Here is a 25,836-nt window from a genome sequence, read left to right as displayed (position 1 = left end):
CACGCCCCCGCAATCCCGCTCGTCTCCGACGTCACCGGCCGCACCGCCACCGCCAGGGAACTGCGCGACCCCGCCTACTGGGTGCGGCACGTCCGCGAGGCCGTGCGCTTCGCCGACGGCCTCGCCGCCCTCCACGACCTGGACGTCACCCGCTTCGTCGAACTCGGCCCCGACGGCGTGCTCTCGGCGATGGGAGCCGACTGCCTCGCGGACGCCCTGTTCGTGCCCGTCCTGCGCAAGGACCGCCCCGAGGCGCAGACCGCACCCGCCGCGCTGGCCCGCGTACACGTCGACGGTGCCACCCCCGACTGGACCGCCTTCTTCGCCGGCACCGGCGCCCGGCCCGCGGCCCTGCCGACGTACGCCTTCCAGCACCGCCGCTTCTGGCCGACGCCCGCTCCCGCCGCCGGACCGGCGGCGGCCGCGGACGCCACCGCCGACGAGGCCCGCTTCTGGACGGCCGTCGAGGAACAGGATCTCGCCGGGCTCGCCGCCGCCCTCGAGGCCGACGACACCGCCGAGCCCCTCCTCGGCGAGCTGCTGCCCACGCTCTCCCGCTGGCGCCGCGACCGCCGCAGCCGCTCCACCGTCGAATCCTGGCGGTACCAGGTCACCTGGACGCCGCTGACGCAGGCCACCGGCACGGCCCCCACCGGCACCTGGCTCCTCGTCGAGCCGGCCGGCGGCACCGACGGGCAGGCCGACGCCTGCGCCGCCGCCCTCACCGTGCGCGGCGCCGACGTCGTACGGCTCCCCCTCGACCCCACCGCGGACGGCGACCGCACCGCCCTCGCGGCGCGCCTCGACGACGCCCTCGCAGGCCGCCCCCTCGCCGGCGTCCTGTCCCTCCTCGCCCTCGACGAGACCCCCCACCCCGGCCACCCGGCGCTCCCGGCCGCCGTACCCGCCACCGTCGCCCTCCTCCAGGCCCTCGGCGACACCGCAGACACCGGCCACGACGCGGCGCCCGCGCCGCTGTGGACCGCGACCCGGGGCGCCGTCGCCACCGGCCGCGCCGACCGGGCCGTCCGCCCCGCCCAGGCCGCCCTCTGGGGACTGGGCCGGGTGATCGGCCTCGAACGACACCGCCAGTGGGGCGGCCTCGTCGACCTGCCCGAGACCCTCGACGACCGCTCCGCCGACCGCCTGTGCACCGTCCTCGCCGGCCACACCGCCGCCGAAGGACAGGGCCGCGAGGACCAGGTCGCCCTCCGCGCCGCGGGCGCCTACGCCCGCCGCCTCACCCGCGTCGCCCCCGGCGACCCCGCCGCCGACTGGCAGCCGCGCGGCACCGCCCTGATCACCGGCGGTACCGGCGCGCTCGGCGCGCACGTGGCCCGCTGGCTCGCCGCGAACGGTGCCGAGCACCTCGTCCTGACCAGCCGGCGCGGCCCCGACGCGCCCGGCGCCGGAGAGCTGGCCGCCGAACTCACCGCCCTCGGCGCCCGCGTCACCGTCGCAGCCTGCGACGTCGCCGACCGCGACGCGCTGGCCGCCGTCATCCGCACCGCCGAGGCCGACGGCCCCGCCGTCCGCACCGTCGTCCACGCCGCCGGCATCGGCCGCGCCACCCTCCTGTCGACCACCGACGCCGACGAACTCGCCGACGTCTTCACCGCCAAGGTCGCCGGAGCCGTCCACCTCGACGCCCTCTTCGACGCCGACCGCGAACTCGACGCGTTCGTCCTGTTCTCCTCCATCTCCGGCGTCTGGGGCAGCGGCGGCCAGGCCGGCTACGCCGCCGCCAACGCGCACCTCGACGCCCTCGCCCTGCACCGCCGCAGCCGCGGGCTGACCGCCACCGCCGTCTCCTGGGGCCCCTGGGCCGAGGGCGGCATGGCGGCCGGCGACGAGGACCGGCTGCGCCGCCAGGGCCTGCCCGTCATGGCCCCCGACCTCGCCGTCGCCGCCCTGCGCCAGGCCCTCGCCGACGACACCCCCCACACCGCGGTCGCCGACGTCGACTGGGCCGCGTTCGTCCCCGGCTTCACCGCCGCCGGACCCCGCCCGTTCCTCGCCGGCGTCCCCGAGGCGCTCACCGCCCAGACCACCGGGGCCGCCGGCCCCGCCCGGGACACCGCCTCCGCCGCCACGGACACCGCCGCCGAGCTGCGCCGCAAGCTGGCCGCCCGCACCCCCGCGGAACAGTCCCGGCTCCTCCTCGACCTGGTACGCGCCCAGGCCCGTGCCGTCCTCGGCCACGCCTCCGCCGACGCCGTCCACGTCGACCGCGCCTTCCGCGAGATGGGCTTCGACTCCCTCACCGCCGTCGAACTGCGCAACCTGCTGGGCGCCGAGACCGGCCTCACCCTCCCCGGCACCCTCGTCTTCGACCATCCCACCCCGGCCGCCCTGGCCGAACACCTCCGCGGCGAACTCGTCACCGACGACACGGCGTCCGACCCGGCCGCGGACCGCTCGGCCATGCCGGCCCGCCCGGCCGGCGAAGGAGACGACGACCTCATCGCCATCGTCGCCATGAGCTGCCGCTACCCGGGCGGCGTAGCCGGCCCCGACGACCTGTGGAACCTCGTCGCCGAAGGCCGAGACGGCATCACCGCCTTCCCCACCGACCGGGGCTGGGACGTCGAGGCGCTCTACCACCCCGACCCCGACCACCAGGGCACCAGCTACACCCGGCACGGCGGCTTCCTGCCCGGCATCGCCGACTTCGACGCCGACTTCTTCGGGATCTCCCCCCGCGAGGCCCTCGCCATGGACCCCCAGCAGCGGCTGCTGCTGGAAGCCTCCTGGGAGGCCGTCGAACGCGCCGGCATCGACCCCGCCACGCTGCGCGGCAGCCGCACCGGCGTCTTCGCCGGCGGCTCCTCCTCCGGCTACGGCGCCGGGGTCCGCCAGAGCGTCGAGGGCGCCGACGGCCACCTGCTGACCGGCACCGCCACCAGCGTCATGTCCGGCCGCGTCTCCTACGTCCTCGGCCTCGAGGGTCCCGCGGTCACCATCGACACCGCCTGCTCCTCGTCCCTGGTCGCCCTGCACTGGGCCGCCCAGGCCCTGCGCAACGGCGAGTGCACGATGGCCCTCGCCGGCGGTGTCGCCGTCATGCCCACCCCCACCGCCTTCGTGGAGTTCTCCCGCCAGCGCGGCCTCGCCGAGGACGGCCGCTGCAAGCCGTTCTCCGCCGACGCCGACGGCACCGGCTGGGGCGAGGGCGTCGGCATGCTCCTCCTGGAGCGGCTCTCCGACGCCCGCGCCCACGGCCACCCCGTCCTCGCCGTCGTCCGCGGCTCCGCCGTCAACCAGGACGGCGCCTCCAACGGACTGACCGCCCCCAACGGCCCGTCCCAGCAGCGCGTCATCCGCGCGGCCCTGGCCAACGCCGGCCTGTCGGCGGCCGAGGTCGACGCGGTGGAGGCGCACGGCACCGGTACCACGCTGGGCGACCCGATCGAGGCGCAGGCGCTGCTGGCCACCTACGGGCAGGAACGTTCCGGCGACGAGCCGCTGTGGCTCGGCTCCATCAAGTCGAACATCGGCCACCCGGCCGCCGCCGCCGGTGTCGCCGGTGTCATCAAGATGGTCCAGGCGATCCGGCACGGCATCCTGCCGCCCACTCTGCACGTCGGCGACCCGACCCCGCAGGTCGACTGGTCGGCGGGTGCGGTCGAACTGCTGACGCAGGCCCGCGACTGGCCCGAGACCGGGCACGCGCGCCGGGCCGGCGTCTCCTCGTTCGGCATCAGCGGCACCAATGCCCACGTGATCCTCGAACAGGCACCCGAGACCGCTCCGGTGGCCGAGCCGGCTGCGGCCGCCCTCGCTCCGCTGCCGGTGGTGCCGTGGGTGGTGTCCGGCCGTACGCCGGAGGCACTGGCCGCCCAGGCCGGACGCCTCGCCGCGTTCGCCGCAGGCCCCGGTGCCGGCATCGGCGAACGCGACACCGCCCACGCCCTCACCGCCTCCCGCACCGCCTTCGAGCACCGGGCCGTGGTCCTGGGCGCCGACCCGGTGGCGGGCCTGGAGGCGCTGGCACGCGGCGAGTCCGCGCCGGGCGTGGTGCGCGGCGCGGCGCTCCCGGGCCTGACGGGTTTCCTGTTCACGGGTCAGGGTGCGCAGCGGGCCGGGATGGGGCGCGAGCTGTATGCCGCGTTCCCGGTGTTCGCGCAGGCGCTGGACGCCGTGTGCGCCCACGCCGACCCTGAGCTGGACAGGCCGCTGCGCGAGGTGATGTTCGCGGAGGACTCCGCTGAGCTGGACCGTACGGAGTTCACGCAGCCGGCGCTGTTCGCGATCGAGGTGGCGCTGTTCCGGCTCGTGGAGAGCTGGGGTGTGCGGGCTGATTACCTGCTCGGGCATTCGGTGGGTGAGATCGCTGCTGCGCATGTGGCGGGGGTGTTCTCGCTGGCTGATGCGGTGCGGCTGGTCGTCGCCCGTGGTCGGCTGATGCAGGCGCTGCCGGCTGGTGGTGCGATGGTGTCGGTGCGTGCGGCTGAGGCGGAGGTGGCCGAGCTGGTCGCCGCGTACGAGGACGTGAGCATCGCGGCCGTCAACGGGCCTTCCTCCGTGGTGATCTCGGGTGCGGCCGATTCCGTGACCGCCATCGCGGACGCGCTCGGCGAGCGCGGGGTGAAGACCAAGCGGCTGACGGTGAGCCACGCGTTCCACTCGCCGCTGATGGACCCGATGCTGGACGAGTTCCGTGCCGTGTTGGGATCGGTCGCGTTCGCCGCGCCTTCCCTCCCCGTGGTCTCGAACCTGACGGGTGAGGTGGCTTCCGGGGAAGAGCTCTGCTCGCCCGAGTACTGGGTGCGCCACGTCCGCGAGGCGGTCCGCTTCGCCGACGGCATGGCCGCCCTGGAAGCGGAGGGCGTCACCCGGTTCGTCGAGCTCGGCCCTGACGGAGTGCTGTCCGCGATGGGCGCCGACTGCGTCGGCGACGGCGTGTTCGTGCCCGTGCTGCGCAAGGACCGAGACGAGGCCGAAGCGGCCGTCGCCGCCCTCGCCCAGGCCCACGTCCACGGCGTCACCGTCGACTGGACCGCCCTGTTCACCGGCTCCGACCCGGCGGCGGTGCGCCACGTCGAACTCCCGACGTACGCCTTCCAGCACCAGCGCTACTGGCCCAAGGCGGGCGCCGGCGCGGCCGCCGACGCCGGCGGCCTGGGGCTCAGCCCCGCCGTCCACCCCCTGCTCGGCGCGGCGGTCTCCGTCGCCAGCGGCGACGGCGCACTCCTCACGGGCCGCCTGTCGGTCCGCACGCACCCCTGGCTCGCCGAACACGCGGTCCTGGGCTCGGTCCTGGTACCGGGGACGGCGTTCGTGGAGTTGGCGGTGCGGGCCGGTGACCAGGTGGGCTGCGGTCGGCTGGTGGAGTTGACGATCGAGGCGCCGTTGGTGCTGCCGGAGTCCGGTGGTGTCCAGGTGCAGGTCGTGGTGGGTGCCGCGGACGAAGGTGGTCTGCGGTCGGTGGACTTCTTCTCCCGCCCGGACGCGGGGGAGTTCGACGAGCCGTGGCAGCGCCACGCCTCGGGTGTGGTGGGCGCCGAGGAGCCCGTTGCGGGCATGGACCTGTCGGCGTGGCCGCCGGCCGGTGCGGCCGAGGTCCCGGTGGAGGGGCTGTACGAGCGCCTCGCCGAGGCCGGATTCGTGTACGGGCCGCTCTTCCGCGGCCTGACGTCGGTGTGGCGCTCCGGGGACGAAGTGTTCGCGGAGGTCGCGCTGCCCGAGGAAGCGGCGGGCGAGGCCGGCCGGTTCGGCCTCCACCCCGCGCTCCTCGACGCGGCTCTCCACGCCCTGGTACTGGCCGGCGGCGGTGGCGACACCCCGGAGCAGGGCCGCACCTCCTCGGGCGGACACCTGCCGTTCGCCTGGTCGGGCGTGTCCCTGCGCGCCGCCGGTGCCTCGCAGCTGCGGGTGCGTCTGTCGCCTGCGGGCACGGGTGCTGTGTCGCTGGCCGTCGCCGATGGTGCGGGTGAGCCGGTCCTCGTGGTGGATTCGCTGGTGCTGCGGCCGGTCGACGGCCAGGTGGCGGCGGCGTCCGGCGGCGTGGACCGGGACTCCCTGTTCCAGCTGGACTGGAGCCCGGTGTCCCTGCCCGTCCCGGGCGATGACGGGGACGCCGTCCTCGTCGACCTCGCATCCCCCGACGACGGCACCGCCGTGCCCGAGGCCGCGTTCGCCGTGGCCTCGCGGGCCCTGGAGCTGGTGCAGGACTGGGCGGACGAGGACCGGACCGTGGTCCTGGTGACGCGGGGTGCCGTGGCCGCCGGGAATGACTCCGACATCGCGGATGTGGCGGCTTCGGTGGTGTGGGGCCTGGTGCGCTCCGCCCAGTCGGAGGGTGCGGGCCGGTTCGTTCTCGTCGATGTGGACGACCGGGACGCGCTGACGCCGGAGCTGGTGGCCGCGCTGGTCGCCTCGGGTGAGCAGCAGGTGGCCGTCCGGGACGGGCGCGTGCTCGCGCCGCGCCTGGTGCGGGCGGCCCAGAACGCCCAGGCTGCCGGCGGTTTCGGTACGGGTCCGGTGCTGGTGACCGGCGGTACGGGTGGTCTGGGTGCTGTGGTGGCCCGGCACCTGGTGACCGGGCACGGCGTACGGGACCTCGTGCTGGTCAGCCGGCGGGGCCTGGACGCCCCGGGTGCTGACGAGCTGCGCGGCGAGCTGGAGGAGCTGGGCGCGGCCGTGACCGTCGCGGCCTGTGACGTCTCCGACCGGGAGGCTCTGGCTTCCCTGCTGGCCGCCCACCCCGTGAAGGCGGTCGTGCACGCCGCCGGTGTCGTGGACGACGGCGTGGTCTCGTCGCTCACCCCGGAACGGCTTGCCACGGTGCTGCGGGTGAAGGTCGACGCGGCCTGGCACCTCCACGAGCTGACCCGTGACGCGGACCTGGACGCCTTCGTCCTGTTCTCCTCCGCCGCCGGTGTGCTCGGCAGCCCGGGCCAGGCCAACTACGCGGCGGCCAACGCCTTCCTCGACGCCCTCGCCGCCCACCGCCACGGCCTCGGACTCCCCGCCACCTCCCTCGCCTGGGGCCCCTGGGCCGAGGGCGGCATGGCCGCCCGCATGGGACAGGACGACCTCGACCGGCTGGCCCGGGCCGGCATGCCCCCGCTGTCCCCGCAGGAGGGCCTGGCCCTCTTCGACGCGGGTGCCTCCTCCGACGCGGCCGCCCTCCTCCCGATTCACCTCGACCTCGCGGTGCTGCGCGCCCAGGCCGGTGCGAACGGCGTGCCCGGACTGCTGCGCGGCCTCGTCCGCGTCCCGGCCCGCCGCACCGCCCGCCGGCAGGGCGCCGAATCCGCGCTCGGCCAGCGTCTCGCCGGGCTGTCGGCGGACGAACAGCGCAAGCTGGTCGCCGAGTTGGTGCGGGCGAACGTCGCCGACGTACTCGGCCACGCCTCCGGCTCCCGGATCGGCCTCGACCGCGCCTTCACCGAGCTCGGCTTCGACTCGCTGACCGCCGTCGAACTGCGCAACCGGCTGAATGGGGCCACAGGACTGAGGCTCCCCGCCACGCTCGTCTTCGACTACCCCACCCCCGAGGCACTGGTCGAGTTCGTCCGCGCCGAAGTCGCGGGTGACGACGCCGCCGGCACCGCACCGGCCGCCGCGGCCGTCGGCCACGGCTCCGGCCCCGCCTCCGACGAACCGATCGCGATCGTCGGCATGAGCTGCCGCTACCCCGGCGGAGTGGCCGGCCCCGAGGACCTGTGGCGGCTCGTCGCCGAGGGCGGCGACGGCATCACCGCCTTCCCCACCGACCGGGGCTGGGACCTCGACCGCCTCTTCGACCAGGACCCGGACCGACCGGGATCCTCATACGTCCGCGAGGGCGGCTTCCTGCACGAGGCCGCCGCGTTCGACGCCGCCTTCTTCGGCATCTCGCCGCGCGAGGCCCTCGCCATGGACCCGCAGCAGCGGCTCCTCCTCGAAGCCTCCTGGGAGGCTTTCGAGTACGCCGGCATCGACCCCACCGGCCTGCGCGGCAGCGCCACCGGCGTCTTCGCGGGCCTGATGTACCACGACTACGCGGGCCGCCTCGAATCCGTTCCCGAAGGCGTGGAGGGCTACCTGGGCACAGGCAACTCGGGCAGCGTGCTGTCCGGCCGCGTCGCCTACACCCTGGGCCTGGAGGGCCCGGCCGTCACCGTCGACACCGCCTGCTCCTCGTCGCTGGTCGCCCTGCACTGGGCCGCCCAGGCCCTGCGCAACGGCGAGTGCACGATGGCCCTCGCCGGCGGCGTCACCGTCATGGCCAGCCCGTCCACCTTCGTGGAGTTCAGCAAGCAGCGCGGCCTCGCCGAGGACGGCCGCTGCAAGTCCTTCTCGTCATCCGCGGACGGCACGGGCTGGTCCGAGGGCGTGGGCATGCTCGTCCTGGAGCGCCTTTCCGACGCGCGCAGGAACGGCCACCAGGTCCTCGCCGTCGTCCGCGGCACGGCCGTCAACCAGGACGGGGCCTCCAACGGGCTGACCGCCCCCAACGGGCCCTCGCAGCAGCGCGTCATCCGCCAGGCCCTGGCCAACGCCGGCCTGTCGGCGGCCGAGGTCGACGCGGTGGAGGCGCACGGCACCGGTACGACGCTGGGCGACCCGATCGAGGCGCAGGCGCTGCTGGCGACGTACGGGCAGGAGCGCTTCGGCGGGGAGCCGCTGTGGCTCGGCTCGCTGAAGTCGAACATCGGCCACACGCAGGCCGCGGCGGGTGTCGGCGGCGTGATCAAGATGGTCCAGGCGATGCGCCACGGCGTCCTGCCGCGCACCCTGCACGTGGACGAGCCCACCCCGCAGGTGGAGTGGTCCGCCGGAGCGGTGGAACTGCTGACCGAGGAGCGGGAGTGGCCGGAGACCGGCCGTCCGCGCCGGGCCGGCGTCTCGTCGTTCGGCATCAGCGGCACCAATGCCCACGTGGTCCTGGAGGAGCCGCCGTCGGACCCGGGGCCTGTTCCGGTTCCGGCTCCGGTTCCGGCTTCGACCCCCGTCGGTACCCCGGTGCCGTGGGTGGTGTCCGGCCGCACGCCCGAGGCCCTCGCCGCCCAGGCGGACCGACTGGCCGCGTTCGTCTCCGGCGGCGGCGCCGAGGTGCCCGCGCCGGACGCCGCGTACGCCTTGGCGACCACCCGTGCGACCTTCGAGCACCGGGCCGTGGTCCTGGGCGCCGACCCGGTGGCGGGCCTGGAGGCGCTGGCACGCGGCGAGTCCGCGCCGGGCGTGGTGCGTGGTGCGGTGGTCCCGGGTCTGACGGGTTTCCTGTTCACGGGTCAGGGTGCGCAGCGGGCCGGGATGGGGCGCGAGCTGTATGCGGCCTTCCCGGTGTTCGCGGAGGCGCTGGATGCCGTGTGTGCGGAGATCGACCCGGTGTTGGGCCGTTCGCTGCGGGAGGTGATGTTTGCAGCCGAGTCTGCTGAGCTGGACCGTACGGAGTTCACGCAGCCGGCGCTGTTCGCGATCGAGGTGGCGCTGTTCCGGCTCGTGGAGAGCTGGGGCTTGAAGCCCGACTATCTGCTGGGTCACTCCATTGGTGAGATCGTCGCCGCGCATGGGGCGGGGGTGTTCTCCCTCTCCGACGCGGCGCGGCTGGTCGTCGCGCGTGGTCGGCTGATGCAGGCGCTGCCGGCTGGTGGTGCGATGGTGTCGGTGCGTGCTGCCGAGGCGGAGGTGGCCGAGCTGGTCGCCGCGTACGAGGACGTGAGTATTGCGGCCGTCAACGGGCCGAAGTCCGTGGTGGTCTCGGGTGCCGAGGACTCGGTGACCGCCATCGCGGGTCTGCTGGCCGGGCGGGGTGTGAAGACCAAGCGGCTGACGGTGAGCCACGCGTTCCACTCGCCGCTGATGGACCCGATGCTGGACGAGTTCCGCACGGTGCTGGACGCGGTTGCCTTCACCGCCCCGACCCTCCCCGTGGTCTCCAACCTCACGGGTGAGGTGGCTTCCGCGGAAGAGCTCTGCTCGCCCGAGTACTGGGTGCGGCACGTCCGCGAGGCGGTCCGGTTCGCGGACGGCATGGCTGCCCTGGAAGCGGAGGGCGTCACCCGGTTCGTCGAGCTGGGCCCCGACGGCGTGCTGTCCGCGATGGGCGCCGACTGCGTCGGCGACGGCGTGTTCGTGCCGGTGCTGCGCAAGGACCGTGACGAGGCCGAAGCGGCCGTCGCCGCTCTGGGGCAGGCGTACGCGTACGGCGTGCCGGCGGACTGGTCCGCGTACTTCGCCGCGACCGGTATCGGCAGCGGCACGCGCCGGGTCGACCTGCCCACGTACGCCTTCCAGCACCAGCACTACTGGCTGAAGTCGCGCGGAGGCTCCGCCAACGTCGCCTCGGCTGGTTTGAGTCCCGCCGTCCACCCGCTGGTGGGCGCCGCGGTCTCCGTGGCCGGTGGTGACGAGGTGCTGCTGACCGGTCGGCTGTCCGTGCTGTCGCACCCGTGGCTGGCGGGGCACGTGGTCGGCGGGACGGTGATCCTGCCGGGGACGGCGTTCGTGGAGTTGGCGGTGCGGGCCGGTGACCAGGTGGGCTGCGGCCGGCTGGTGGAGCTGACGATCGAGGCGCCGTTGGTGCTGCCGGAGTCCGGTGGTGTCCAGGTGCAGGTCGTGGTGGGTGGCGCGGACGAGGCTGGTCTGCGGTCGGTGGACTTCTTCTCCCGCCCGGACGCGGGGGAGTTCGGCGAACCGTGGCAGCGCCACGCCTCGGGCGCCCTGAGCGCCGTGGCGGAACTGCCGTCGTTCTCACTGGAGGCCTGGCCGCCGGCCGGTGCCGCCGAGGTTCCCGTGGAGGGGCTGTACGCACACCTGGCCGAGGCCGGGTTCGCGTACGGGAGTGCCTTCCAGGGGCTGCGGGCGGTGTGGCGGTCCGGGGACGAGGTGTTCGCTGAGGTCGCGCTGCCCGAGGACGCGGCGGGGGAGGCGGGCCGGTTCGGTCTGCACCCGGCGCTGCTCGATGCGGCCCTGCACGCCGTGGGCGTGGGCGGACTGCTTCCGGACGAGGGTACGGGCGGCTGGCTGCCGTTCACCTGGTCCGGTGTGACGCTGGCGGCCTCCGGCGCCTCCCGGCTGCGGGTGCGTCTGACGCCTGCGGGTACGGGTGCGGTGTCGCTGGCCGTTGCGGATGGTGCCGGTGAGCCGGTCCTCGTGGTGGATTCGCTGGTGCTGCGGCCGGTCGAGGGCCAGGTGGCGGCGGCGTCCGGCGGCGTGGAACGGGACTCCCTGTTCCGGCTCGACTGGAGCCCTGCGCCGATGGCGGCGGCCGTCGTTGACGAAGCCGACGTCGTCCTGGTCGACCTGACGTCTGACGTCGACGTCGAGGTGCCTGGGGCGGCGTTCGCGGTGGCGTCGCGGGCCCTGGAGCTGGTGCGGGGCTGGGCGGAGGAGGACCGGGCCCTGGTGCTGGTGACGCGGGGTGCCGTGGCCGCCGGTGGGGCGGAGGTCGCCGATGTGGCGGCGTCCGTCGTGTGGGGCCTGGTGCGCTCCGCCCAGTCGGAGGGTGCGGGCCGGTTCGTCCTGGTGGATGTGGACGACCGGGACGCGCTGACGCCGGAGCTGATCGCCTCGGTCGTCGCCTCGGGCGAGGGCCAGGCGGCGTTGCGTGAGGGGCGGGTGCTCGTGCCGCGTCTGGTGCGGGCGGCTCAGAGTGCACCGAACGCCGGTGGGTTCGGTGCGGGTCCGGTGTTGGTGACCGGTGGTACGGGTGGTCTGGGTGCTGTGGTGGCCCGGCATCTGGTGACCGGGCACGGGGTGCGGGATCTGGTGCTGGTCAGCCGGCGCGGAATCGACGCTCCGGGTGCCGGGGAGTTGCGCGGCGAGCTGGAGGAGCTGGGCGCGTCGGTGACCGTCGCGGCCTGTGACGTCTCCGACCGGGAGGCTCTGGCTTCCCTGCTGGCCGCCCACCCCGTGAAGGCGGTCGTGCACGCCGCCGGTGTCGTGGACGACGGCGTGGTCTCGTCGCTCACCCCGGAACGGCTTGCCACGGTGCTGCGGGTGAAGGTCGACGCGGCCTGGCACCTGCACGAGCTCACCGCCGGCCTGGATCTGGACGCGTTCGTGCTCTTCTCCTCCGCCGCCGGTGTGCTCGGTGGTGCGGGACAGGCCAACTACGCGGCCGCGAACTCCTTCCTCGACGCCCTCGCCGCCCATCGCCATGGGCTGGGCCTCGCCGCCACCTCCCTGGCCTGGGGCCTGTGGGAGGAGACGGCGGGCATGGGTGCCTCGCTGACCTCGGCCGATGTCGAGCGCATGTCGCGCGGCGGCGTACTGCCCATCCCGGTCGTGACGGGTCTGGCCTTGCTGGACGCGACCGTCGGCGGTCCGGAGCCGGCGCTGGTGCCGCTGCGGCTGGACCTGGCCCGGATGCGGGCGCTGGCCGCTTCGGCGGGCGTGGCCCCGGTCTTCCGCGGCCTGGTCCCCGCCCCCGCACGGCGCACGGCGTCCGCTGCGGGAGCACGGGGCGGCCTCGGTCGCCGCCTGGCGGCCCTGCCGCCCGCACAGCAGCTCGAAACGGTCGCGGACCTGGTCCGCGCCGACGTCGCGGCCGTGCTGGGCCACGCCTCCCCGCAGGGGATCGAGCTCCACCACGCCTTCACCGAGCTCGGCTTCGACTCGCTGACCGCCGTGGAACTGCGCAACCGGCTCAACACGGCCACCGGCCTGCGCCTGCCGGCCACGCTCGTCTTCGACTACCCGACCCCGGCGGTGCTCGCCGAGTACGTGCGCGGCGAGCTCGTCGGGGACGCGGAGGCCTCCGCCCCGGCGCAGTCGGCCGCGGCGCCGGCCGTCATCGGCGCGGACGAGCCCATCGCGATCGTGGGCATGAGCTGCCGCTACCCCGGCGGCGTCACCAGCCCCGAGGACCTCTGGCGCCTCGTCGCCCAGGGCGGCGACGGCATCACCGTCTTCCCCACCGACCGTGGCTGGAACGGCGATGCCCTCTACGACCCGGACGCCCGGGACGGGGCCACCAGCTACACCCGCGAGGGCGGCTTCCTCGCGAACGTCGGCGAGTTCGACCCGGAGTTCTTCGGGATCTCGCCGCGCGAGGCCCTCGCCATGGACCCCCAGCACCGGCTGCTGCTGGAAACCTCCTGGGAAGCGATCGAACGGGCCGGCATCGCCCCCGCCACCCTGCGCGGCAGCGCGACCGGCGTCTTCACCGGCGTGATGTACAACGACTACGCCTCGCTCCTCGGCTCCAGCGCCGAGGACGCCGCCGGATACCTCGGCATCGGCACCGCGGGCAGCGTCGCCTCGGGCCGCGTCTCGTACTCCTTCGGCTTCGAGGGCCCGGCCGTCACCGTCGACACCGCGTGCTCCTCCTCGCTCGTGGCCCTGCACCTCGCTGCGCAGGCGCTGCGCAGCGGTGAGTGCACGATGGCCCTCGCGGGCGGTGCCACGATCATGTCCACGCCGACGGCGTTCATCGACTTCAGCCGCCAGCAGGGGCTCGCCCCCGACGGCCGCTGCAAGTCCTTCGCGGGCGCCGCGGACGGCACGGGCTGGTCCGAGGGCGTGGGCATGCTGGTCCTGGAACGCCTGTCGGACGCCGAGCGCAACGGCCACCGCGTACTGGCCGTCGTCCGTGGCACGGCCGTCAACCAGGACGGTGCGAGCAACGGCCTGACCGCCCCGAACGGTCCGTCCCAGCAGCGCGTCATCCGCCAGGCCCTCGCCAACGCGAGGCTCAGCCCCGCCGAGGTGGACGCCGTCGAGGCGCACGGCACCGGTACGACGTTGGGCGACCCGATCGAGGCGCAGGCGCTGCTGGCCACGTACGGGCAGGAGCGCGGCGGCGAGGAGCCGCTGTGGCTCGGCTCGCTCAAGTCGAACATCGGTCACACGCAGGCCGCCGCCGGTGTCGGCGGTGTGATCAAGATGGTCATGGCGATGCAGCACGGCGTCCTGCCGCGCACCCTGCACGTCGACGAGCCCTCCCCGCAGATCGACTGGGAAGCGGGCGCGGTGGAACTCCTCACCGAGCAGCGGGAATGGCCGCGGACCGGCCGTCCGCGCCGCGCGGCCGTCTCCTCGTTCGGCTTCAGCGGCACCAACGCCCACGCCGTCCTGGAGCAGGCCCCGGAACGGGCCGAGCAGTCGGCTGGTGGATCCGCCCACGTGCTCCCGGTCCTCCCCTGGACCGTCTCCGGCCGGTCGGAAGCCGCCCTGCGCGGCCAGGCCGCCCGACTGCGGTCGGCCATCGCCGACGACACGGCCGACCTGGACGTCGCCCATGCGCTGGGCGTGACGCGTACGGCCTTCGAGCACCGGGCGGTCGTCCTCGGCCCGGACCACCGGGGGGCGCTGGAGGCGCTCGCGCGGGGCGAGGCGGCCGAGGGGGTTGTCCAGGGCGTGGTGACGCCCGGCAAGACGGGTTTCCTCTTCACGGGTCAGGGTGCGCAGCGGGCGGGGATGGGGCGCGAGCTGTATGCCGCCTTCCCGGTGTTCGCGGAGGCGCTGGATGCCGTGTGTGCGGAGATCGATCCGGGGCTGGGGCGTTCGCTGCGGGAGGTGATGTTTGCAGGCGAGTCTGCTGAGCTGGACCGTACGGAGTTCACGCAGCCGGCCCTGTTTGCCATCGAGGTGGCGCTGTTCCGGCTGGTGGAGAGCTGGGGTCTGAAGTCCGACTATCTGCTGGGTCACTCCATCGGTGAGATCGCTGCTGCGCACGTGGCGGGGGTGTTCTCCCTCTCCGACGCGGCGCGGCTGGTCGTCGCGCGTGGTCGTCTGATGCAGGCGCTGCCGGCCGGTGGTGCCATGGTCTCCGTACGCGCCTCCGAGGCGGAGGTCGCCGAGCTGGTCGCCTCGCACGCAGACGTGAGCATCGCGGCCGTCAACGGGCCGAGTTCTGTCGTGATCTCGGGTGCCGAAGACTCGGTGACCGCTGTTGCGGGTGTGCTGGCCGAGCGCGGGGTGAAGACCAAGCGGCTGACGGTGAGCCACGCGTTCCACTCGCCGCTGATGGACCCGATGCTGGACGAGTTCCGTGCCGTGTTGGGATCGGTCGCGTTCGCCGCGCCTTCCCTCCCCGTGGTCTCCAACCTCACGGGTGAGGTGGCTTCGGCAGGGGAGCTCTGCTCGCCCGAGTACTGGGTGTGCCACGTCCGCGAGGCGGTCCGCTTCGCCGACGGTGTCGCCACCCTGCACAAGCAGGGCGTGACCCGGTTCGTCGAGCTCGGTCCCGACGGCGTGCTCTCCGCCATGGGCGCCGAGTGTGTCGATGCCGCCGCGCTCTTCGTCCCCGCCCTGCGCAAGGGACGGCCGGAAGCCGAGTCCGTGGTGTCGGCCCTCGCGCAGGGATACGTGAACGGTGCGTCGGCGGACTGGCCGGCTTTCTTCGCGGGTTCGAGCGCCGGGCTCGTCGAGCTGCCGACGTACGCCTTCCAGCGCGAGCGCTTCTGGCCGCGCAAGGCGACCCCGAAGGTCGCCGACGCCGCCGGTCTGGGACTCGGAGCGGCGGAACACCCGCTGCTGGGAGCGGCCGTGACCCTCGCGGAAGGTGGCGGCTGCCTGTTCACCGGCCGGATCGGGCACGACGACCCCGCCTGGCTGGCGGGGCACGCGGTCGGCGGGAAGGTGATCCTGCCGGGGACGGCGTTCGTGGAGTTGGCGGTGCGGGCCGGTGACCAGGTGGGCTGCGGCCGGCTGGTGGAGCTGACGATCGAGGCGCCGTTGGTGCTGCCGGAGTCCGGTGGTGTCCAGGTGCAGGTCGTGGTGGGTGGCGCGGACGAGGCTGGTCTGCGGTCGGTGGACTTCTTCTCCCGCCCGGACGCGGGGGAGTTCGACGAGCCGTGGCAGCGCCACGCCTCGGGTGTGGTGGGCGCCGAGGAGCCCGTTGCGGGCATGGACCTGTCGGCGTGGCCGCCGGCCGGTGCGGCCGAGGTCCCGGTGGAGGGGCTGTACGAGCGCCTCGCCGAGGCCGGATTCGCGTACGGAGGCGCCTTCCAGGGGCTGAGGGCGGTCTGGCGTTCGGGCGACGAGGTCTTCGCAGACGTCGCGCTGCCCGAGGACGCGGCGGCCGAGGCCGGCCGCTACGGTCTGCACCCGGCGCTGCTGGACGCTGCCCTCCACGCCTTGGGCGTGGGCGGTCTGCTCCCGCACGAAGGCGCGGGTGGCTGGCTGCCGTTCGCCTGGTCGGGTGTGTCCCTGCGCGCCGCCGGTGCCTCGCAGCTGCGGGTGCGTCTGACGCCCGCGGGTACGGGTGCGGTGTCGCTGGCCGTTGCGGATGGTGCCGGTGAGCCGGTCCTCGTGGTGGATTCGCTGGTGCTGCGGCCGGTCGACGGTCAGGTGGCGGCGGCGTCCGGCGGCGTGGAACGGGACTCCCTGTTCCGGCTCGACTGGAGCCCGGTGGCCGTGGCCGATGCCCAGGACGACGCTGACATGGTCGTGGTCGACCTGACGTCTGATGTCGACGTCGAGGTGCCTGGGGCCGCGTTCGCGGTGGCGTCGCGGGCCCTGGAGCTGGTGCGGGGCTGGGCGGAGGAGGACCGGGCCCTGGTGCTGGTGACGCGGGGTGCCGTGGCCGCCGGTGGGGCGGAGGTCGCCGATGTGGCGGCGTCCGTCGTGTGGGGTCTGGTGCGCTCCGCCCAGTCGGAGGGTGCGGGCCGGTTCGTCCTGGTGGATGTGGACGACCGTGACGCGCTGACGGCAGGGCTGATCGCCTCGGTCGTCGCCTCCGGTGAGCAGCAGGTGGCCGTCCGGGACGGGCGGGTGCTCGTGCCGCGTCTGGTGCGGGCGGCCCAGGGGACTGCGGATGCCGGTGGTTTCGGTGCGGGTCCGGTGTTGGTGACCGGTGGTACGGGTGGTCTGGGTGCTGTGGTGGCCCGGCATCTGGTGACCGGGCACGGGGTGCGGGATCTGGTGCTGGTCAGCCGGCGGGGCCTGGACGCTCCGGGTGCTGACGAGCTGCGCGGCGAGCTGGAGGAGCTGGGCGCGTCGGTGACCGTCGCGGCCTGTGACGTTTCCGACCGGGAGGCTCTGGCTTCCCTGCTGGCCGCCCATCCCGTGAAGGCGGTCGTCCACGCCGCCGGTGTGGTCGACGACGGGACCATCGCCTCTCTGACCCCCGAACGGCTCTCGAAGGTCCTGCGGGCCAAGGTCGACGCGGCCTGGCACCTCCACGAACTGACCCGTGACGCGGACCTGGACGCCTTCGTCCTGTTCTCCTCCGCAGCCGGTGTCTTCGGTGGTGCCGGCCAGGCCAACTACGCGGCGGCCAACGCGTTCCTCGACGCCCTCGCCGCCCACCGCCACGGCCTGGGCCTCCCTGCCACCTCCCTGGCCTGGGGCCTGTGGGAGGAGACGGCGGGCATGGGTGCCTCGCTGACCTCGGCCGATGTCGAGCGCATGTCGCGCGGCGGCGTACTGCCCATCCCGGTCGTGACGGGTCTGGCCTTGCTGGACGCGACCGTCGGCGGCCTCGAGCCGGCGCTGGTGCCGGTCCGGCTGGACCTGGCCCGGATGCGGGCGCTGGCCGCTTCGGCGGGCGTGGCCCCGGTCCTCCGCGGCCTGGTCCCCGCCCCCGCACGGCGCACCGCCTCCGCGGCGGTGAACGGATCGTCCACGCTGGTCGACCGACTCGTGGCCCTGCCCACCGAGGAGCGGTCCGGGGCGGTCCTGGAGCTGGTGCGGACGCACGCCGCGGCCGTACTCGGCCACGGTTCCCCCGCCCGGGTGGGTGCGGACCGGCCGTTCACGGAGCTCGGCTTCGACTCGTTGACCGCCGTGGAACTGCGCAACCGGCTCAACACGGCCACCGGCCTGCGCCTGCCGGCCACGCTCGTCTTCGACTACCCGACGCCGTCGGTCCTGGCCGAGTACGTGCGCGGCGAGCTCCTCGGAGACGCGGACGAGCCGCTCGCGGCACGGGCGACCCCCGTGCCGGCCGGCAACGCCATCGGCGCGGACGAGCCCATCGCGATCGTGGGCATGAGCTGCCGCTACCCCGGCGGCGTCACCAGCCCCGAGGACCTCTGGCGCCTCGTCGCCCAGGGCGGCGACGGCATCTCCCCCTTCCCCACCGACCGTGGCTGGGACCTCGACAAGGTCTACGACCCCGAGGGCGGACAGGGCGCGACCAGCTACACCCGCGAGGGCGGATTCCTCGACAACGTCGCGGACTTCGACGCCGCGTTCTTCGGGATCTCGCCGCGCGAGGCCCTCGCCATGGACCCCCAGCAGCGGCTGCTGCTGGAGACCTCCTGGGAGGCCATCGAGTACGCCGGCATCGACCCCACGACGCTGCGCGGCACCGCCACCGGCGTGTTCGCCGGCCTCATGTACCACGACTACGCCGGCTACGTCCTCGCCGGCGGCGACGCGGGCCTCGAAGGCTACGTGGGCACGGGCAACTCGGGCAGCGTGCTGTCCGGCCGCGTCTCGTACACCCTGGGCCTGGAGGGCCCGGCGGTGACCGTTGACACGGCTTGCTCGTCCTCCCTGGTCGCCCTCCACTGGGCGGCGCAGGCGCTGCGCAACGGCGAGTGCACGATGGCCCTCGCGGGCGGCGTCACCGTCATGGCGACCCCGTCCACCTTCGTGGAGTTCAGCAAGCAGCGCGGGCTCTCCTTCGACGGCCGCTGCAAGGCGTTCGCCGCGGCAGCCGACGGCACGGGTTGGGCCGAGGGCGTGGGCATGCTGGTCCTGGAGCGGCTCTCGGACGCCGAGCGCAACGGCCACCGCGTACTGGCCGTCGTCCGTGGCACGGCCGTCAACCAGGACGGGGCTTCCAACGGGCTGACCGCCCCGAACGGCCCGTCCCAGCAGCGCGTGATCCGCCAGGCCCTGGCCAACGCCGGTCTGTCGGCGGCCGAGGTCGACGCGGTGGAGGCGCACGGCACCGGCACGAAGCTCGGCGACCCGATCGAGGCGCAGGCACTGCTCGCCACGTACGGGCAGGAACGCGACGGCGACGAGCCGCTGTGGCTCGGCTCCCTGAAATCCAATGTCGGCCACACGCAGGCCGCGGCCGGCGTCGGCGGCGTGATCAAGATGGTGATGGCGATGCAGCACGGCATGCTGCCGAAGACCCTGCACGTGGACGAGCCCACCCCGCAGGTGGACTGGTCCGCCGGAGCGGTGGAACTGCTGACCGAGGCGCGCGAGTGGCCGCAGGGCGACCGCCCGCGGCGGGCCGGCGTGTCGTCCTTCGGGATCAGCGGCACCAACGCCCACGCGATCCTGGAGCAGGGTCCCGGCGCCGCCGGGAGCCCCGACCCGGACCCGGACGGGGCGGCGGTCCCGCTGCCCTGGATGGTCTCGGCCAGGACGGAACCGGCGCTGAAGGCCCAGATCTCCGCCCTGCGCGACCACCTCGCCGAACGGCCCGCGGCCGTCGCGCTCGACGTCGCGTACTCGCTCCTGACGGGGCGCACGGCGTTCGAGCACCGGGCGGTCGTACTGGGCGCCGACCGCGAGGAGCTGACCGACGGCCTCCGCGCCCTGGCCGAAGGCCGCCCGGCACCGGGCACCGCAACCGGCCGCAGCGACGACGGCCGCACGGGGTTCCTGTTCACGGGTCAGGGTGCGCAGCGGGCCGGGATGGGGCGGGAGCTGTATGCCGCGTTCCCGGTGTTCGCGGAGGCGCTGGACGCGGTGTGTGCGGAGATCGACCCGGAGCTGGGGCGTTCGCTGCGGGAGGTGATGTTCGCGGAGGACTCCGCCGAGCTGGACCGCACCGAGTTCACGCAGCCGGCCCTGTTCGCGCTCGAAGTCTCCCTGTTCCGGCTGGTGGAGAGCTGGGGCCTGAGGCCCGGCTACCTCATGGGTCACTCCATCGGTGAGATCGCCGCCGCGCACGTGGCCGGGGTGTTCTCGTTGTCGGACGCGGCGCGGCTGGTCGTCGCGCGCGGCCGGCTGATGCAGGCGCTGCCGCAGGGTGGCGCGATGGTGTCGGTGCGTGCGGCTGAGGCGGAGGTGGCCGAGCTGGTCGCCGCGTACGAGGACGTGAGCATTGCGGCCGTCAACGGGCCGCAGTCCGTGGTGGTCTCGGGCGCAGCCGATTCCGTGACCGCCATCGCGGACGCGCTCGGCGAGCGCGGGGTGAAGACCAAGCGGCTGACGGTCAGCCACGCGTTCCACTCGCCGCTGATGGACCCGATGCTGGACGGGTTCCGTGCCGTCCTGGAATCGGTCGCGTTCGCCGCACCGCGGATCCCCGTGGTCTCGAACCTCACGGGTGAGGTGGCTTCGGCAGGGGAGCTCTGCTCGCCGGAGTACTGGGTGCGGCACGTCCGCGAGGCGGTCCGCTTCGCCGACGGCATGGCCGCGCTGGACGCCCTCGGCGTGACCCGCTTCGTCGAGCTCGGCCCGGACGGGGTCCTGTCCGCGATGGGCGCCGAATGCGTCGCCGCCGCCGCGGTCTTCGTCCCCGCGCTGCGTCGCGACCGGTCGGAGCCCGAAGCGGTCAAGAGCATGGCGGCCAAGGCACTGGCCCACGGTGCGGAGGCCGACTGGAAGGCCTTCTTCGCCGGGTCCGGCGCGCGGAACGTGCAGCTGCCGACGTACTCCTTCCAGCACCAGCGCTACTGGCCGCAGGCCAAGGCTCCCGCCGAGCCGGCCGGGGTCGAGACCGACGCGGTGGACGCGGAGTTCTGGGAAGCGGTGGAGCGGGAGGACTTGGGCGCTGTGGCCGAGGCCCTGGACGTCGAGGGCGGTTCGCTGGGTGCTGTGCTGCCGGCGCTGTCTTCGTGGCGTAGGCGTCGGCGTGAGCAGTCGGCGGTGGACGGGTGGCGTTACCGGGTCGCCTGGAAGCCGTTGGCCGAGCCGGCGTCGACGGAGTCGGCTGGTTCGTGGCTGGTGGTGGCGGACGAGGACGGTCCGCTGACCGAGTGGGTGGCCGGTGCGTTGGCCGGGCGGGTTGTGGTCGTGCCTTCGGGTGAGGGCCGGGTGGAGCTTGCCGGGCGTGTGGCCGGGCTGGTGGACGGTGTCACGGGTGTGGTGTCGTTGCGCGGTCTGGTCGGGACGCTGGAGCTGGTCCAGGCTCTGGGTGATGCCGAGTGCGAGGCGCCGCTGTGGTCCCTGACCCGGGGTGCCGTGTCGATCGGCCGTTCGGACGCGTTGCGTGCGGAGGGTGTGGAGCAGTCCCTGGTGTGGGGTCTGGGCCGGGTCGTGGCCCTGGAGCACCCGGGGCGTTGGGGTGGTCTGGTCGACCTTCCCGAGGTGCTGGACGAGCGGGCTGCCGCTCGTGTGCGGGGGCTGCTGTCGGGTTCCTCGGACGAGGACCAGGTCGCGGTGCGTGCGGCGGGTGTCTACGGCCGCCGCCTGCGGCCGGCCGAGCCGTCTTCCTCCGGTTCGGGGGGTTGGCGTCCGCGCGGGACGGTTGTGGTGACGGGTGGTACGGGTGCGCTGGGTGCGCATGTGGCGCGCTGGCTGGTGGCCGAAGGCGCCGAGCACGTGGTGCTGACCAGCCGTCGGGGACTTGATGCGCCCGGTGCGAAGGAGCTCGCGGACGAGCTCGGCTCCGATGCGGTGCGGGTGTCCGTTGTGGCCTGTGATGTGGCTGATGCCGGTCAGGTTCGTGCGCTCGTGGAGGGTCTGGAGCAGGACGGCCCGGTCCGGGGTGTCGTCCACGCCGCCGGTGTGCCCGGTGCCTCCGTCGCGCTCGCCGCGCTCGACGCGGCCGAACTGGCAGACGTCCAGGCCGGCAAGGTCCTCGGCGCCCGTCACCTGGACGCCCTGTTCAGCGAGCCCTCCCGGGCCGCCGAGCTGGACGCGTTCGTCCTCTTCTCCTCGATCGCGGGCGTCTGGGGCGGCGCCGGCCAGGGCGCGTACGCGGCGGCCAACGCCGCGCTCGACGCGCTCGTCCAGCGCCGGCGCGCCCAGGGCCTGGTGGCGGCCTCGGTCGCCTGGGGCCCCTGGGCCGACGGCGGCATGGCGGACGCCGGGACCGTCGAGCACCTGAGCCGGCGCGGCCTGACCGCGATGGCGCCGGACAGGGCGGTGGGCGTCCTGCGCGGGGCGGCGGCCGGGGCGGTGGCCGACCTGACGGTCGTCGACGCGGACTGGGCGAGGTTCACCCGCCTGTTCGCCACCCTGCGCCCGAGCCCGCTCTTCGCCGAGCTGGTCGCCGCGGCCGCCCCCGCGCAGGACCGGGCGTCCGCGCCCGGCCCGCACGGGGAGGAGCCCGCCGAGGGAGCCGGCCTGCGGGAGCGGCTGGCCGCGCTCGGTGGGGCCGAGCGGCGGCAGGCGGTCTGGGACCTCGTGCGCGACGCCGTCGCCACCGTGCTGGGCCTCGGCCCGGACGACGAGGTAGAGGAAGACCGGGCCTTCCGCGACCTCGGCTTCACCTCGCTGAGCGCCGTGGAGCTGCGCGAGGCGCTGACCGCCCTCACCGGGCTCGTCCTGCCCGTCACCCTGGTCTTCGACCACCCGACACCCGGCCTGCTCGCCGCGCACGTGCGCACCGAACTGCTGGCCGGCCTCGAGGAGGCCGCCACGGACGCACGCCCGCGCGCGGCGGAGCCCGCGGTGCGCGGCCCGGTCGACGAGCCCGTCGCGATCGTCGGCATGGCCTGCCGGTTCCCGGGCGGGGTCACCGGCCCGGAGGACCTGTGGCGGCTGCTGGCATCGGGCCGCGACGGACTGTCGGAGTTCCCGGACGACCGCGGCTGGGACGTCCTGGAGGAGCTGTACGACGTCGACGGCTCGGCCTCCTACACCCGTCGCGGCGGGTTCCTGGACGCCGTGGGCGAGTTCGACGCCGACTTCTTCGGGATCTCGCCCCGCGAGGCCCTCGCCATGGACCCCCAGCAGCGGCTGCTGCTGGAAACCTCCTGGGAGGCCGTCGAACGGGCCGGGATCGACCCGGCGTCGCTGCGCGGCAGCCGTACCGGCGTCTTCGCCGGCACCAACGGGCAGGACTACACCAACCTGCTGCTGGGCGCCGGGACCACCGGCGTCGAGGGCTTCCTCGCCACCGGCAGCGGCGCGAGCGTGATCTCCGGCCGGGTCTCGTACGCGCTGGGCCTGGAGGGCCCGGCGGTCACCGTCGACACGGCCTGCTCCTCGTCGCTGGTGGCCCTGCACCTGGCGGCGCAGGCGCTGCGGGGCGGCGAGTGCGACCTGGCCTTGGCCGGCGGTGCCACCGTCATGTCGACGCCGGGCGCGTTCATCGAGTTCGCCCGGCAGGGCGGGCTCGCCGCCGACGGCCGCGTCAAGGCGTTCTCCGCCGACGCCGACGGCACGGGCTGGTCCGAGGGCGTCGGCGTGCTCCTGGTGGAGCGCCTCTCCGACGCCCGGCGCAACGGCCACCGCGTCCTCGCCGTGGTCCGCGGCTCCGCCGTCAACCAGGACGGCGCCTCCAACGGCCTCACCGCCCCCAACGGGCCCGCCCAGCAGCGCGTCATCCGCGAGGCGCTCGCCAACGCCGGACTGGCCCCGGCCGACGTCGACGCCGTCGAGGCGCACGGCACCGGCACCTCGCTCGGCGACCCCATCGAGGCCCAGGCCCTCCTCGCCACCTACGGGCAGGAGCGCGGCGGCCGCGAGCCGCTGTGGCTGGGCTCGGTGAAGTCCTCCATCGGACACACCCAGGCGGCGGCCGGTGTGGCCGGCATCATCAAGATGGTCCTCGCCATGGAGCACGGCACACTGCCGCGCACCCTGCACGCCGACGAGCCGTCGCCGCACGTCGACTGGGCCTCCGGCGCGGTCGCCCTGCTGACCGGCGAGCGGGCGTGGCCCGGGGGCGGCGAGCGGCCGCGGCGGGCCGGCGTCTCCTCGTTCGGCTTCAGCGGCACCAACGCGCACGTCATCCTCGAGGCGGCCGAAGGCACCGGGGAGGCCGGGGACACCGGGGCCCCCGCCGGCACCGGCACGCCCGCGCGGGCGGACGCCGGGGAAGCCGCGGACGCCACCGCCCCCTCCCTGTGGGTGCTCTCCGGCCGCACTGAGCAGGCACTGTCCGCGCAGGCGGCCGCCCTGCGCACCCAGCTCACCGGCCGGCCCGCGCCTGTCCGGGACGTGGCGCACGCGCTGGCCACCACCCGGACCGCCTTCGAACACCGTGCGGTGGTCGTCGTCGAGGACCACTCCGCCGCGCTGGACGCCCTGGCGGCACTCGCCGGCGGCGGACCGGCCGCCGGACTGGTCCGCGGCACCGCGACCACCGGCCGGACCGCGTTCCTCTTCGCCGGGCAGGGCGCGCAGCGGGCCGGCATGGGCCGGCATTTGTACGCCGCGTTCCCCGCCTTCGCGGCGGCCCTCGACGCGGCGTGCCTGCACCTGGACCCGTACCTGGAGCGGCCGCTGCGCGAGGTGATGTTCGCGGACGACGCCACCGAGCTGAACCGTACCGGGTTCACCCAGCCCGCCCTGTTCGCCTTCGAGGTGGCCCTGTACCGGCTCGTGGAGAGCTGGGGCGTGCTGCCCGACCACCTCCTCGGCCACTCCATCGGGGAGATCGCGGCCGCGCACGTCGCGGGGGTCTTCTCCCTGGAGGACGCGGCCCGCCTGGTTGCCGCCCGCGGCCGGCTGATGCAGGCTCTGCCCGAGGGCGGTGTGATGGTCTCGGTGCGCGCCGCCGAGGCGGAGGTCGCCGAACTGCTCCCGGCGGACGGGGACGTGGGCATCGCGGCCGTCAACGGCCCGCGCTCCACCGTGCTCTCGGGCGCCGGCCCGGCCGTCGCGCGGATCGTCGCCGAGCTCGAGGAGCGCGGGGTGAAGACCAAGCGGCTGACCGTCTCCCACGCCTTCCACTCCCCGCTGATGGAGCCGATGCTGGCGGACTTCCGCAAGGTCGCCGAGTCGGTCGCCTACGCGGCGCCGCGCATCCCGGTCGTCTCCGACGTCACCGGCAAGGCCGCCTCCGCGACGGAGCTGTGCGCCCCCGACTACTGGGTGCGGCACGTGCGCGAGGCCGTCCGCTTCGCCGACGGCATGAGCACCCTGCGCGCGCAGGGCGCCACCCGCTTCCTGGAGATCGGCTCCGACGCCGTCCTGTCGGCGATGGGCGCCGAATGCGTGCCCGACGGCGCCTTCGTCGCCGCGCAGCGCGCCGACCGCGACGGCGCCGCGGCCGTGGTCTCGGCACTCGCCCAGCTGTACGCGGCCGGGGCGCGGATCGACTGGGCCGCGTACTTCGCCGGGGCGGCCGCCGCCCCGGCCGAACTGCCGACGTACGCGTTCCAGCGCGAACGTTACTGGCCGGAGCAGACGCGGCAGCCGTCCGGCCGGGCGGTGGGCGCCCGGTTCTGGGAGGCGGTCGAGGACGCCGTCGACGACGGGGACCTGACGTCGCTGACCCAGAGCCTGGCCGTCGACGTCGACCGGCCGCTGCGCGAGGTGCTGCCGGCGCTGCTGTCCTGGCAGCAGCGGGTGCGCCAGTCGGTCACCGAGTACGAGCAGGTGGACGAGGGGGCCGCCGCGCAGCTGCGCGCCGGCCTCGCAGCGGAGGGCCCTGCCGGACAGGACGCCGTCCTGCTCGAACTGCTCGGCAGGCACGCCGCCGACGTCCTCGGCCGGGCAGAGCCCATGGCGCTCGACCCGCAGCGGCCCTTCCTGGAGATCGGGTTCACCTCCCTGTCGGCCGTGGAACTGCGCAACCGGCTCACCCGGGAGACCGGCACCAGACTGCCTGCCGGCCTGGTCTTCGACCACCCGACTCCGGCCGCCGTCGTCCACCTGCTGAAGTCCGAGCTGCTGGGCGCCGCCGCCGACGGGCCGGCCCTGCTGGACGACCTGGACGCCCTGGAGGCGGCGCTCGACGGCGCCGCCCCCGACCAGCTCACCCGCAGCAAGGTGCGGATGCGGCTCCAGGGCATGCTGGCCAAGTGGTCCGACGGGGCCGAGCAGCAGCGCGACGCCGCCGCGGAGGCGGATGCCGTGGTGGACTCCCTGGCATCGGCGAGCGACGACGACCTCTTCGACTTCATCAGGGGTCTGGGACGCGTCGGCTGA

The 25,836-nt window shown here is 74.8% G+C and carries 1 protein-coding gene (only partly in view); it reads left to right on the top strand.

The window, feature by feature from the left end; all coding sequences use genetic code 11:
• Positions 1-25,836: the 3' portion of a type I polyketide synthase gene (locus B4U46_RS35795; RefSeq protein ID WP_079432441.1), read on the top strand. The gene continues 2,382 nt to the left of window position 1, outside the view; 25,836 of the gene's 28,218 nt are visible here — the last part of the coding sequence; the start codon falls outside the window, past its left edge; the stop codon is at positions 25,834-25,836.

The organism is Streptomyces katrae, assembly GCF_002028425.1.
In the GTDB taxonomy this organism is placed as follows: Bacteria; Actinomycetota; Actinomycetes; order Streptomycetales; family Streptomycetaceae; genus Streptomyces; species Streptomyces katrae_A.
Note: the sequence above shows the minus strand (reverse complement) of the source record. Positions and strands in the feature narration are given on the sequence as shown.